Origin of the sequence: Streptomyces montanus (genome assembly GCF_005786655.1) — a bacterium.
GTDB classification, from domain to species: Bacteria; Actinomycetota; Actinomycetes; order Streptomycetales; family Streptomycetaceae; genus Streptomyces; species Streptomyces sporangiiformans.
In genome coordinates this window covers 73,030-86,386 of sequence record NZ_VBZC01000042.1, presented here as the reverse complement: position 1 = coordinate 86,386, position 13,357 = coordinate 73,030, and the positions used below count along the sequence as shown (strand labels likewise).

Below are 13,357 nucleotides of genomic sequence, written 5' to 3'. Positions count from 1 at the left end.
TTGGTGTCCCAGAAGTCCGCCCACGACTCCGGCTTCTTACCGCCGAAGGCATCGGTGCGGTACGCGATGCACTGACCGTAAAAGCTGCTGCCCACGGCGTGCTCGGTGATCTGGTTGTCCGGGATCTTCGCGCTCTTCACGCTCTTGACCCGGTCCAGGTCCAGCGCCTCCAGAGCGTCCTGCGCCACGTACTTGTAGTGAGACATCATCGCGTTGTTGATGAGGTCACACTGCGGCCGGCCCTGCTTGATCTGCGCCAGCAGCGGAGCGTCGTCCAGGTTCAGCACCTTGACACTGATGCCGGTCTCCTGCGTGAACGGCGTGTAGATCGCCTTCTGCAGAGCCGCACCGTAAGAGCCGCCGCTGTCACGGACGACCACCGTCTTGCTGCCGGCCTTGGCGCTGCCGGAAGGGGTGCGGCTGGTGCCGGTGCCGCAGCCGCTGAGAGCAGTCGCGGCGGCGACACCTGCCGTGACCCCGCCTATTCCGCGCAGGAACAGTCTGCGGTCGATCCGGGCATCATTCATCGTGTGCCTCCTGGTGCTGCCGGCCTTGGAAGGGGAGTGGCCGGGGAACGTGAGTAAAGAGCTGCTGGGTTGGGGGTCTAGTGGTGGGGTCTAGGGGCGGGGGTCCGCCTCGTCGGATCCGCGGCCCAGGCCGGGGACCGGGAGGGTGTCGGGTCGCGTGGCCGTGTCGGGGTCCCACGGGATGGCCAGGGCGGCCAGTTCGGTGCCGGGGCGGACGGTGAGGCCGTGCATGCCGTAGACGATCCGTCCGCCGGCCGGGGCGTGGACCGTGTGCTCCCGGCCGTCGGCCGGGTCGACGATGCGGCCCAGGACGTCGCCCTCGGCGACTTCGCCGATGATGTCGGCGTCGAAGGAGAACTCCGGGTACCACAGGCCGGTGGCCTCGGATGTGACTCCGGCGGACCAGACCCATGTGCGGATCGGCGTCTGGGCGGAGCCGTCGTGGTCGAGGACGCCCAGGTGGCGCAGTGCCGTGTGGAGGCCGTCGACGCGGCGGAGGGCCGTGGCCTCGTCACGCTGCCCGAGTGAGCCCACCTCGACGAGGACCGCCGAGATGCCCCGGCGGGCGGCTGCCGCGTGGCTGTTGCCGCCCTCGGCCGTCAGCCCGATGATGACGTCCTCGATGCCGAAGGAGCCTGCCAGTTCGGCCGTCGCTTTGTCGAGGTCCGGGTCACCGGTGAGGCGGTAGCCGACGAAGTCCCGCAGGACCTGGTCGATGCCGCCGCAGTGCAGGTCGACGTAGACGTCGGCGCCGTCGACGAGGTGGGCGAAGAGCCAGGCGGCCAGCCGCTCGGTGGGGCCGCCATCCGGGTCGCCGGGGAAGACGCGGTTGATGTTCACGCCGTCGACCGGGGAGACGTTGAGCCGGCCCTGGTACACCGCGGGCGGGTTGGCGACGGGGCAGATGATCACCTGCCCGTGCACCTCGCGGGGGTCCAGCGTGTCAGCCAGTCGTACGACGGCGTCGATGGGCGTGAACTCGCCGCCGTGCACTCCTGCGGTGATGACGACCCGAGGGCCGGGCCGGGAGCCGTTGACCAGGGTCAGAGGAATGTCCGTGGTGAGGGTGCCGAGGTCGGCCCGGACGGTGCCGCGCGCCTTGGTGCCGGGAGCGGCGTGCAGGGCGCCGACGGAGAGGGTGGCGTCGTTCATGGTCATGCCTCCGTACGGCCCAGGGTGGAGATGAAGTCGATGGGCTGGGGCGAGGTGCCGTCCAGCGCGAGGTCGGCGGCGATGTTGCCGAAAGCGGGCGAGAGCTTGAAGCCATGGCCGGAGAAGCCGGCGAGCAGGATCACGTTCTCGGCGCCGGGCAGGGGGCCGACCAGGGGGCGGCTGCTCTCGGTGTAGCCCTCCATGTAGACGGACAGCCGGGTCGGGTCCGGGTGCAGGCCGGGCATGTAACGCCCGATCAAGTCGGAGAAGACCTCCAGCTCTTCCGGCCGCACCGTCCGGTCCAGCTGGTTCGGGTCGCCCGCGGGCTGGTGCAGGGCGCGGGACAGGCCGAGCTTGACGGAGATGCCGTCCGGGGAGGGCAGGCCGTAGCAGTGGGTGGGCGCGGTCCGGATGAACGCCGGGCGCTCCTCACCGAACCAGGCCTCGGGAGTGGTGGGAACGTACCAGGCGCTGACGAGGCGGCGGACGTCCACCTCCCACGGCAGGTCGGGCAGCAGGTCGTTGACCCAGGGGCCGGGGGTGACGACGGCGGTGTCGAAACGCTCGCTGCCGGAGTCGGTGCGGATCTCGACGCCGCCCGCGACGGGGACGATCTCGCGGACCGTGCTGTAGCGGCGGATCACGGCACCCAGCTGCTCGGCGCGGCGGGCGGCGGTCTGGATGGTCAGCTCCGGGCGGATGAAACCGGCGCGGCGGTCGAGCACGGCCGCGTCGCCGTCCTCGATGCGGTACTGCGGGAAGCGCTTCGCGAGAAGCTCGGCATCGAGCACCTCGTGGTCGAGGTCGTGCTCCGCGATGGACTGCAGGACGGTGGCCATCTGGTGGTGATCGGTCGGCCCCATCAGCAGGCACCCGGTCAGACGGCGCAGCTCGCGGCCGGTCTCCTCCTGGAGCTGCTCCCACAGGGCGTCGGCGTGCTTGAGCAGCGGGACGTAGCGGGAGTCCTCGAAGTGGGCGCTGCGGAAGATCCGGGTCTCACCGCCGGCGGCACTGCGGTCGTGGCCGGGGGCGTACCGGTCGTAGCCGACGACCTCGGCGCCGCGGGCCGCCAGCCGCCAGGCGGCCTGGCTGCCCATCGTTCCGACGCCGACGACGGCGACGCGCTTCCTGGCAGCTGACACAGGACTTTCCTTTCGTATCGCCGAGGCGCATGCTGAGCCCCCGACGTGAGGCTGTTCGATTCGAGGTTGTTCAGACGGGGGCCGGGCCCTTCGTCAGGCCGACAGCTCGCAACCGTCGTGTCTCGGAGTTCCGGCTCATGTCTCCGGGATCTCTCCCAGTGGGCCGTGCCGCATTGTGGAACGCTGTGCTAGAATCTGGCACAGACAATGACAGCGGCTCGGAGGCGAGTCAAGAGGGTGTCCAGCAGAAATTCCGAGGATTAACAGGGGGAAACCGGATGGAAATGAAGAGCGTCACCAGGTCGCTGCGGGTTCTGGAGGCGGTCGCCCAACATCAGCCGGTCACCGTCGGGGAGTTGACGAAGATCTTCGGACTGCCGAAGTCCACCGTGCAGCGCACCCTGGTCACGCTGGCCGAGGCGGGCTGGCTGCGAGCCAACCGCAAAGACACCACCCGCTGGGAGATCGGCGCCCGGGTGCTGGCCGTACGGCCCGCCGCCCTGCAGGGGTCCAGCCTGTTCGCCGCCGCCCGCGAGCCCATGATCCGCCTCCGGGACGCGGTGAACGAGACCATCCACCTCTCCGTACCCGACGCCCTGCAGTGCATGGTCGTGGTGGACCGCGTCGACTGCGACCACGCCGTACGGACCTTCCACACCATCGGCGACACTTCTCCACTGCACGCCACCGCCGTCGGGCGCGCCATCCTCGCCCACCTCCCGAAGCAGGACGTCGAGGAACTCATCGCGCAGGGGCTGGAGCGGTTCAGCGACACGACCCCCGCCACCTCCGACGAGCTGCGCGCCGAGCTGGACCGCATCCGCACCGACGGGTACGCGATCAACACCAACCAGTACCGCCCAGGCGTCTGCGCTCTCGCCGCGCCCGTACTCGACGAGGGCGGAACACCGCTGGCCGCAGTGGCCATCTCGATGCCCGACTCCCGGTACGACGCGGACCGGGTGCCCGAGTGGGGCCGCCTCGTCGCCGACAGGGCCGCGGAGATCACCGGGCGCCTGGTGGGCGCCTGAACGGAAGGCGGTGGCCCGAGAGCACCGCGCCGACAGGGCCGGCTCGCACGCACCGACGTGGGAGCCGGCCCTCGGTGCATCTCGGGGCCGCCACGCACACTCGACACCCGCCCCACCACCGGCCCCATCAGCCCGCATGCCAGATTGTGGAACACCATGCTAGAATCCGGCACGATCATGCCCACGACGGCTCCAGAAGGGAGTCAAGAAGTGAGCACGACGAAGCCACACGACTGACGGGGGCACCGGAAGTGGAAATGAAGAGCGTCACCAGGTCGCTGCGCATCCTGGAGGCGGTCGCCCAGCACCAGCCCGTGACCGTGGGAGAGCTGACGAAGCTGTTCGGCCTGCCCAAATCGACCGTGCAGCGGACCCTGGTCACGCTCAACGAGGCAGGCTGGCTGCGGGCGAACCGCAAGGACACCACCCGCTGGGAGATCGGCACCCGCATCCTCGCCGTACGGCCCGCCGCCCTGCAGGGCTCCAGCCTGTTCGCCGCCGCGCGCGAGCCCATGATCCGGCTCCGCGACGCGCTGAACGAGACCATCCACCTCTCCGTACCCGACGCCCTGCAGTGCATGGTCGTGGTGGACCGCGTCGACTGCGACCACGCCGTACGGACTTACCACGCCATCGGCGACACCTCGCCCCTGCACGCCACGGCCACCGGACACGCGGTCCTCGCCCATCTGCCGAAGTCCGAGGTCGACGAGTTCGCGGCGGGCACGCTCGAGGGTTACGGCGCTCAGACCATCACCGACCCGGTGGAGCTGCGCGCGGAGCTCCAGCGCGTCAGAGACCGTGGATACGCCGTCAACCACAACCAGTACCTCCAGGGTGTCTGTGCCATCGCGGCACCTGTCCTGGACGGTGACGGCGTGCCGCTTGCCGCGCTGGCCGTCTCCCTGCCCGACTCCCGCTTCGAGCCCGGCCGGCTCACCGAGCTGGGCCAACTGGTGACCGACACTGCGGCGGAAATCACCGCCCGACACCTGCGCTGAGGGCGACGGCCCCGGACCGGAGACAGCCGCGTATCAGGAGACAGCCGCATATCACTGGGGAACGACAGCGGGCCGGCCCGAACCGCGTTCCCCTGCGCCCCACGACGCCCCGCGCCCCCTCTGACTGGTGCGGGCCCCGCAGCGGCGGCTCCTGTCCGGCCACCCTGCGTGCAGAACGCCCCGTGCCCAACCCCATGTCCGCAAGCGGCCGTCCGGCTGGGCGAATGCGGGCCGCCTCCGCGCCCGGCCGGAGGACAGGCCGGCCGGGCACGGGTGGCCCCACGGTGCGCGATGGGACGTATGTCAGGGCGCGACCGCCGCCGTCATCGCACGGGCACCGCGACGTACTGGTACTCCAGGAACTCGTCGATCCCGACCCTGCCGCCCTCGCGGCCCAGCCCGGACTGCTTGACGCCGCCGAAGGGGGCGGCCGGGTTGGAGACGAGGCCGGTGTTGAGGCCGACCATGCCGACCTCCAGACGCTCGCTGACCCGCAGGGCGCGGTCCAGGCCCTCGGTGAAGACGTAGCCGACGAGGCCCCAGGGGGTGTCGTTGGCCCGGCGGATCACCTCGTCCTCGTCGTCGAAGGTGAGGATCGCCGCGACCGGGCCGAAGATCTCCGTGTCCATCAGGCGGCTGTCGGAGGCGACGTCCGTGAGCACGGTCGGCGGGTAGAAACAACCCGGCCCCTCGGGCGTACGGCCGCCTACGAGCACCCGGGCGCCGCGCTCCACCGCGTCGGCCACCAGTTCCTCGACCTTGGCCCGTCCGACCCTGTCGATCAGCGGGCCCACGTCGACGCCGTTCCGGGTGCCGGGGCCCACGACCAGCGCGCCCATGCGCTCGGCCAGGCGCCGCCCGAACTCCTCCACCACGGAGCTGTGGACGAAGAAGCGGTTGGCGGCGGTGCAGGCCTCACCCATGTTGCGCATCTTGGCGACCATCGCGCCGTCGACCGCCTTGTCCAGGTCGGCGTCCTCCAAGACGATGAACGGCGCGTTCCCGCCCAGCTCCATCGAGGTCCGCACGACCGCCTCCGCGCTCTGGGCGAGCAGCAGGCGTCCGACGTTGGTGGAGCCGGTGAAGGAGAGCTTGCGAATCCGCCCGCCGCGCAGGAGCGGTTCGCACACCTGCCCCGCACGGGAGGTGGTGACGACATTGAGCACGCCGTCCGGCAGCCCGGCCTCCTTGAGGATCGCGGCCAGAGCCAGGCTGGACAGAGGGGTCTGCGGGGCCGGCTTGAGGATCATCGTGCAGCCGGCGGCGATCGCCGGGCCGATCTTGCGGGTGCCCATGGCCAACGGGAAGTTCCACGGGGTGATCAGCAGACAGGGGCCGACCGGGCGGCGGGAGAGCAGCATGCGGTTGCGGCCGTCGGGCAGGACGCCGTGGCCGCCCTCGATACGCACGGCCTCCTCGGAGAACCAGCGGAAGAACTCGGCCGCGTACGCCACCTCTCCCCTGGCCTCGGCCAGGGGCTTGCCCATCTCGGCCGTCATCAGGTGGGCCAGCTCATCGGTGCGCTCGACGATGATCTCGTACGCCCGGCGCAGGATCTCGCTACGGACCCGCGGCGCCGTACGGGCCCACTCCTCCTGCGCCTGGACGGCCGCCTCCTCGGCGCGCTGGGCGTCCTTGGCGCCCGCGTCGGCGACGTGGCAGAGGATCTCACCGGTCGCGGGGTCGTCCACGGGCATGGTGGCGCCGTCCGCGGCGTCCACCCAGGCACCGCCGATGAACAACTGTGTGGGTGTGTCGGTCATGAGGATTCTCCTGGTTGATCGGCGGGGTCGAGCAGCTCCGCGAGGTGCAGGGCGCGGATGCCCCGGTCACCGGCGAGGTGGTCGATCTGGGTGGCGCAGCTGAAACCGTCGGCCACGACGACCGTCGGCATGTCCTGGTCGATGTCGTCGAGGCGTGGCTTCAGAGCCAGGTCGGCGACGGCCATCGAGGTGTCGTAGTGCTGCGCCTCGAAGCCGAAGTTCCCGGCGAGTCCGCAGCAGCCCTCGGCCTCGTCGACCTTCCGTACGCCGAGGCGGCCGAGCAGGTCGCGAGGGTGGCGGCCCTTGAAGGTCGCGTACTCGTGGCAGTGGGTCTGCAGGACGACCTGGTCCGGCAGCTCCGGCGGGGTCCAGTCCGGCGCGGCCAGGTCGGTCAGGGCCCCGGTGAGGGTGTGGACGCGGTCCGCGACGCGCTGGGCGGCGGCGGTGCCGAGCAGTTCGGGCACGTCACGCTTGAGGGCGGCGGCGCAGCTGGGTTCGGCCACGATGATGGGCCGGTCGTCGCCATGGTCCAGGTGGGCGACCGTACGGGCCATGATGCGGCGGGCGGTGGACAGCTGCCCGGTGCTGACCCAGGTCAGACCGCAGCACAGGCCGTCCTCCGCCGTGCAGGGGATGCCGGCGTCGGCGAGCACGCGGCTCGCGGCGCCCGCCACCTCGGGGCGGAAGGCGCGGGTGAAGCTGTCGACGAAGAGCAGGGCCTTCGCCGGTTCGCCGGTCCTCGCCCTGCGCAGGGCCTGGCGAAGCGCGTGCCGGGAGGCGAAGGCCGGGATCCGGCGCTTCGTGGTCACGCCGCCGAGCCGGGCAAGCAGCTTGCCGACCGGTCCGCGCAGCAGCGCGTTGATCGGCCGGGCGGCGAATCCGGCCAGGGCCGAGGTCAGCGGCAGCCAGCCCAGCGAGTAGTGGGAGCGGGGGCGGATCCTGCCTTTGTAGTGCTGGTGCAGGAACTCCGCCTTGTACGTGGCCATGTCGACGCCGACCGGGCAGTCGCTGGAGCACGCCTTGCAGGACAGGCACAGGTCGAGGGCGTCGCGCACCTCCGTCGAGCGCCAGCCGTCCTGGACGAAGTCGCCCCGCACCATCTCCTGAAGCAGCCGGGCCCGGCCCCGGGTGGAGTCGTTCTCCTCTCCGGTGGCCCGGTAGCTGGGACACATCACGCCGCCCGCGTCGCTGCGGCAGCGGCCGACGCCGACGCAGCGGCGTACCGCACCCGCGAAGCCGTCCTCGTCGTGTGGGAAGGAGAAGAGGGTCTCGACGGGCAGCACGTCGGAGGGCGTGTGCAGCGCGAGGTCGGCGTCGAGTCGGGCCGGGGCCACGATGACGCCGGGGTTGAGCAGCCCTTCGGGGTCGAAGATCTCCTTGAAGGCGGCGAACGTCTGGATCATCCGGTGGCTGTACATGATCTCCAGCAGCTCACCGCGAGCCCGCCCGTCCCCGTGCTCGCCCGACAGCGAGCCGCCGTGCGAGACCACGAGCGCGGCCGCCTCGCCGAGGAAGCGGCGGGTCGCGGCCCGGCCGGCATCCGTGGCGAGGTCGAAGTCGATGCGCACATGGACACAGCCCGCACCGAAGTGGCCGTACAGCACCCCGGTCAGGCCGTGGGAGGCCAGCAGCTTGCGGAAGTCCCGCAGGTAGGCGGCCAGGTTCTCGGGCGCGACCGCCGCGTCCTCCCAGCCCGGCCACGACTCCCCGCCGTCCACCAGACGGGCGGCGAGCCCGGCCCCGTCCTCGCGGACCCGCCACAGCGAACGCCGCTGGGCAGGGCTCTGAACGACCCGTCCGCCGGTCATCCGGCCCTGGGCCTTGAGCACGTCGAGCAGTTCGGCGGCACGGGCGTCGACATCCGCCTGGTCGTCACCGTCGAGTTCGACGTACAGCCAGGCCCGCCCCTCGGGCAGTCCGGTCACGGAGTCCGGGCCGCGGCGGGCGCGCATGGTGGCGACGATGGCCTCGTCCATGCCCTCCACGGCGGTGGGGTTCCAGCGCAGGATCTCGGGGACGTCCTCGGCGGCGTCGACGACGTCGTCGTAGCCGAGCGTCAGCAGCGTGGAAGCCTGTGCGGTCGCCACCAGGCGGACCGTCGCGGCGGTGACGACCGCACAGGAGCCTTCGGTGCCCACCAGAGCGCGGGCCATGTCGAAGCCGTGTTCGGGCAGCAGGTGGTGCAGTTGGTAGCCGGAGACCTGACGGGGAACGCGGCCCAGCTCGGTGCGGATCGGCGCCAGGTTGGCGTCGATCAGACGTCGGACGTCCGCTCTGAGGCGGGCGACACGCCGGACCGCGTCCGTGTCGTTCGGGTCGGCCGCGCGCAGGCCCTCGCCGTCGGCGACGGCTCGCACGCCGTCGGCCGTCACGATCTCCAGCGCCTCGATGTGCGTACTGGTACGCCCGTGCCGCACGGACCGGTTTCCGCAGGCGTCGTTGCCGATCATGCCGCCGAGGGTGCAGCGGCTGTGCGAGGAAGGGTCGGGGCCGAAGGTGAGCCCGTGCAGGGCGGTCGCGCCGCGCAACGCGTCCAGGATCACCCCGGCCTCGACACGCGCGGTGCGCGCCACCGGGTCGATGTCCAGGATCCGGTTCATGTACCGGGAGAAGTCCAGGACCACACCCGGTCCCACCGCGTTGCCGGCCATGCTGGTGCCGCCGCCACGCGCGGTGATGGGAACGCCTGCCTCCCGGCAGGCCCGCAGCACCGCGCTCACGTCGTCGGCGGTACGGGGGAACACCACGGCCCTCGGCGGGACCCGGTAGTTGGAGGCGTCGTAGGCGTAGGGACCGGTGGAGCCCGGGCCGGTCTCCACCCGCAGGCCGGGAGCGGTCTCGGCGAGCCGCGCGACCAGCGGCTCCAGGGCCGTGGTGGTGTCCGTCATCGCCCTGCCGCTCCCGATGTGCCGGCCTCCACCGCGGTCGCCCACGCCTGGAGGCCCTCGTCCACCGCCGTCTCGTCGATGACGAGTGCCGGGATCATGCGTACGACCTGGTTCCAGGCGCCGCACAGCAGCAGGAGCAGTCCCTCGTCGACGGCGGCTCGCTGCACGCGGGCGGCGGTCTCGGGGTCGGGGCTGCCGTCCTCGGTGACGAACTCAGTGGCCAGCATCAGCCCGAGGCCCCGCACGTCGCCGATGGCCGGTGTCCGGTCGGCCACCGCCTCCAGGCCGTGACGCAGCCGCTTGCCCATCGCGTCGGCGTTCTCGACGAGCTTCTCGTCGCGTACGACGTCGAGGGTGGCGCAGGCCGCCGCGCAGGCCACGGCATTGGCTCCGTACGTACCGCCCTGCGATCCCGGCCACGCCTTGGCCATCAGCTCCTCGGACGCGGCGATCCCGGAGAGCGGGAAACCGCTGGCCAGCCCCTTGGCGGTGATGAGGATGTCCGGGGTGACGCCGAAGTGGTCGTGGCCCCAGAACCGGCCGGTGCGGCCCACGCCGGTCTGCACCTCGTCGAGGATCAGCAGGAAGCCGTGGCGGTCCGCCCGCTCGCGCAGGCCTTCCAGGAAGGCGCGGTTCGCGGGTACGTATCCGCCCTCGCCGAGCACCGGCTCGACGATGATCGCGGCCGTGTCGGCGGGCGAGGAGATCGTCTGGAGCGTGTAGTCGAGCTCCTTCAGGGCGAAGCGGGTGGCGGTGTCCTCGTCCCAGCCGTAGCGGAAGGCCGACGGGAAGGGGGTGACGACCACGCCGCTCATCAGTGGGGAGAAGCCCGACCGGAAGCGGGTGCCGGAGGTGGTCATGGAGGCGGCGGCCACCGTGCGGCCGTGGAACCCGCCGTGGCAGACCAGCACGTTGGGGCGGCCCGTGGCCTGGCGGGCGAGCCGCAACGCCGCCTCCACGGCCTCGCTGCCGGAGTTCATGAAGAACAGGCTGTCCAGTCCGGACGGCAGCACTTCGCCCAGCTTCTCGACGAGGCGCCGCAAAGGCTGGTGCATGACGGTCGTGTACTGGCCGTGCACCAGCGTGCCCACCTGCTCCTGGGCTGCCGCCACGACCTTGGGGTGACAGTGCCCGGTGCTGGTGACGCCGATACCGGCGGTGAAGTCGAGATAGCGGCGGCCGTCCTCGCCGTACAGGTGGACGCCCTCGCCCCGGGCCGCCACCACGGGCGTGGCCTGGCGAAGGTGCGGCGACAGTGCGGTCATGTTCGTCTCCCGACGCTGTAGTGGTCCTCATGTACGTGATCTGCGTGTACGCGGTCTGCTCCGTCTTCCCGAGCATCTCCCCGGCCACGTACGGCGACACCGCATGATGTGTCCAGCGAGGACACGGCCTTCGGACGTTGTGTCAACCGCGCGGGGCGATGACGCGTGATCCCGCACCGCGGGAGCCGCCGTAAGACCGCTCTTGCGCAGGTCAGCGACCCTTGTCACAGTGTCCGGGCACGCAAGGAGGGCAGCCGTGAGCGAGAACCACCGAGCCGTGTCCGCGGAAACGGACGCAGACACGGGCGATGGCGCGGGCGCGGGCGCGCGGGACACCACCGGGATCGGCCTGGCCGGCCAACCGCTCACCGTGGCCGACGTCCTGGTCCTTCCCGTGCTGGCCGCGGGACAGCCACAGGTCGTCACCGGCGAAAGCCGCCTCGACCGGCCGGTCCGCTGGGTCCACATCACCGAGCTGACGGATCCCGCCTCCTTCCTCAAGGGCGGCGAACTCGTCCTGACCACCGGCATGCCCCTGCCCGAGGACGCGACGGGCGTGCGCCGCTACGTGGACGAACTCGCCGACATCGGGGCGGCAGCGCTCGTCATCGAACTCGTCCGGCGCTACCACCGCCCGCCCGACGCCCTGGTCCGAGCCTGCCGCACCCGCGGACTGCCGCTCGTCACCCTGCACAAGGACGTCAACTTCCTGGAGGTCACCCAGGTCGTCCACACCCTCATCCTCGGCAACCAGACGGACGCGATGCGCCGGACCCAGCGGATCCACGAGGCGTTCACCGCGCTGACGCTGCGCGGCGCGGGGCCCGAGGAAGTGGTGCGGGCGGCGGCGGAGATGAGCGGCCACACGGTCGTACTGGAGAACCTGGTGCATCAGGCGCTGATCTGCGAACCCTCCGGCAACACCGTGGAGAACGCCCTCACCGGCTGGGAACAGCGCTCCCGGGCCACCCCGCCCTGCGACCACACGGACGTGCGCGGCCCCGAGAGCTGGCTCGTGGCACCCGTGGAATACCAGGGCGAACGGTGGGGCCGCGTGGCCATGCTCCCCGCCCCACCCGGCACATCGGGTTCCGCGGCCGCCGGCGATGTCGGGGATCTCGGGGCTCCCGTGACCTTCGGGCCCGAGGACGTCACCGTGCTGGAGAGAACGGCGATGGCCCTGACCATCGCCCGCCTCATCCACGCCACATCATGGGAACGCAGCGCACACCGAAGCGCTCTGCGGGACCTCGCCGAGCAGCGCCACCGCTCCCCCGAGGACGCCCGCGCCCGCGCCGCAGCGCTGGGCCTGCCCACCGAGGACAGCCGCTTCCTCGCCGTCCTCGTCACGCTGCCGGCGGAAACGGAAGACGACGCGGCGGAGCCGGAGACGCTCCTGTCCCGGGAACTCCGGACGGCAGCGGTTCCCGCGCTCGTCGGCGCGCTGGCACCCGGCCGCCTCGGCATCCTGCTCGCCCTGCGCCCCGCCCAGCCCTGGCGGCCGCCGGTGGAACGGCTGAGTCGCACCGCACTGGACCTCGCCCCGCGAGCCGTCGTGAGCGTCGGATCCGACGTCACCGACCTCTCCGACGCGGCCCGTTCCTTCCGCGAAGCGGCCCGCGTGGCCGAGGCGACCCTGCCCGGCCAGCCGCTCCCCGAGGGCAGGTCCTTCCACGAACTGTCCGACATCGGCCTGCGCCGACTCCTGTACGCGCTCCGCGAGGACATCCGGATCCAGGACTACGCCGAACGGCAACTCGGCCGGCTCATCGACCACGACGCCCGCCACGGCACCGATCTCTTGACGACCCTGCGCCACTATCTGGACGCGGCCGGCAACAAGACCATCGCCGCACGCCGCGGCGGCCTGTCCCGCGAGACCGTCTACCAGCGCCTGCGAGCCATCGAGCGCCTGCTCGAGTGCGACCTCGAATCCGGCGAACAATGCACCGAACTGCACGTGGCTCTCACGGCCCTTGACGTCCTGCGAGGCCACTGAAAAAAGGAGGAAACCGCACGAAGCCGTCGCGTCAGCCGCGCGTCAGCGACCGTGCCCGACCTCTGCTCCGATCAGTACGAAGGCCACGGTGACCGGACGGTCGCTGCGATTGCGCCAGCCGTGCCGGGTGCCGTTCTGGATCACGACGTCTCCCGCCGAGAGCGGCGTGCACCGGCCGTCGTCGAGTTCGAGGACGACCTCCCCCTGGAGCACGATGCAGTAGTCGACGGTCGGCGTGGTGTGCATGCCGTCGGGCCCGATGAGCTCCGCGATACCGGGCGAATCGGCTCGTTGCTCGCGGTCGAAGGCCACGGGGTCGAACGCGGGGTCGGCCATCGCGGTGTCCGGCGTCATGGTGAGGACGATGAAGCGTGTGCCGCCGGGCCCCGGGAGGAGACTGGTGATCTTCGGTGTGGGGTCCTCCCCGGTCCGGCTGACCGGTTCGCCGGGTTCGGTGGCCCAGGGCACCGAGGACACCCAGCCGGGCAGACTGGTGAACTCTCTGGTGCGGGGAGCGGGGCCGTCGCTGACGACGACCGATCTTCCGTTCTCGTCATGACCGGTGACGACTCTGCGCATGTGCGGCTCC

The 13,357-nt window shown here is 71.4% G+C and carries 10 protein-coding genes; 3 read left to right on the top strand and 7 right to left on the bottom strand.

The window, feature by feature from the left end; genetic code table 11:
- From FE633_RS31615 to solA, 3 genes are all read right to left on the bottom strand, one after another.
- On the bottom strand, window positions 1–527 hold a 527-nt coding region (locus tag FE633_RS31615), incomplete at its 3' end, for an extracellular solute-binding protein (RefSeq protein ID WP_138048597.1).
- Between the two features lie 90 nt (window positions 528–617).
- Window positions 618–1,679: a M14 family metallopeptidase gene (locus FE633_RS31610; protein ID WP_246113922.1), complete on the bottom strand. Its 1,062-nt coding sequence runs from the start codon at window positions 1,677–1,679 to the stop codon at window positions 618–620.
- A gap of 2 nt (window positions 1,680–1,681) precedes the next feature.
- Window positions 1,682–2,821, bottom strand: a complete 1,140-nt coding sequence (gene solA / locus FE633_RS31605) for an N-methyl-L-tryptophan oxidase (RefSeq protein ID WP_138048595.1) — start codon at window positions 2,819–2,821, stop codon at window positions 1,682–1,684.
- Between the two features lie 284 nt (window positions 2,822–3,105).
- Between solA and FE633_RS31600 the strand changes: the two genes are divergently transcribed.
- Both FE633_RS31600 and FE633_RS31595 read left to right on the top strand, forming a co-directional pair.
- Window positions 3,106–3,852 (top strand): IclR family transcriptional regulator, encoded by a 747-nt coding sequence (locus FE633_RS31600; protein ID WP_138048607.1) that lies wholly within the window; start codon window positions 3,106–3,108, stop codon window positions 3,850–3,852.
- Window positions 3,853–4,109: 257 nt separating this feature from the next.
- Window positions 4,110–4,853 carry an IclR family transcriptional regulator gene (locus FE633_RS31595; RefSeq protein ID WP_138048594.1) on the top strand — a complete coding sequence of 248 codons (744 nt, stop codon included), beginning with the start codon at window positions 4,110–4,112 and terminating at the stop codon, window positions 4,851–4,853.
- A 323-nt stretch (window positions 4,854–5,176) separates the two neighbouring features.
- Here FE633_RS31595 and FE633_RS31590 read toward each other — a convergent pair whose 3' ends face one another.
- The 3 genes from FE633_RS31590 to FE633_RS31580 are packed head-to-tail and all read right to left on the bottom strand — an operon-like array spanning window position 5,177 to window position 10,769.
- Window positions 5,177–6,616: an NAD-dependent succinate-semialdehyde dehydrogenase gene (locus tag FE633_RS31590; protein WP_138048593.1), complete on the bottom strand. Its 1,440-nt coding sequence runs from the start codon at window positions 6,614–6,616 to the stop codon at window positions 5,177–5,179.
- Window positions 6,613–9,504: an FAD-binding and (Fe-S)-binding domain-containing protein gene (locus FE633_RS31585; protein WP_138048592.1), complete on the bottom strand. Its 2,892-nt coding sequence runs from the start codon at window positions 9,502–9,504 to the stop codon at window positions 6,613–6,615. The genes FE633_RS31590 and FE633_RS31585 overlap by 4 nt, the downstream gene beginning before the upstream one ends.
- Window positions 9,501–10,769: an aspartate aminotransferase family protein gene (locus FE633_RS31580; protein WP_138048591.1), complete on the bottom strand. Its 1,269-nt coding sequence runs from the start codon at window positions 10,767–10,769 to the stop codon at window positions 9,501–9,503. The genes FE633_RS31585 and FE633_RS31580 overlap by 4 nt, the downstream gene beginning before the upstream one ends.
- Before the next feature lie 343 nt (window positions 10,770–11,112).
- On the opposite strand from FE633_RS31580, the gene FE633_RS31575 reads away from it, so the two are divergent.
- Window positions 11,113–12,768 carry a PucR family transcriptional regulator gene (locus tag FE633_RS31575; protein WP_138048606.1) on the top strand — a complete coding sequence of 552 codons (1,656 nt, stop codon included), beginning with the start codon at window positions 11,113–11,115 and terminating at the stop codon, window positions 12,766–12,768.
- A gap of 42 nt (window positions 12,769–12,810) precedes the next feature.
- Here FE633_RS31575 and FE633_RS31570 read toward each other — a convergent pair whose 3' ends face one another.
- Window positions 12,811–13,347, bottom strand: coding sequence for a cupin domain-containing protein (locus FE633_RS31570; protein ID WP_138048590.1), 537 nt, complete (start codon window positions 13,345–13,347; stop codon window positions 12,811–12,813).
- Window positions 13,348–13,357: the final 10 nt, after the last annotated feature.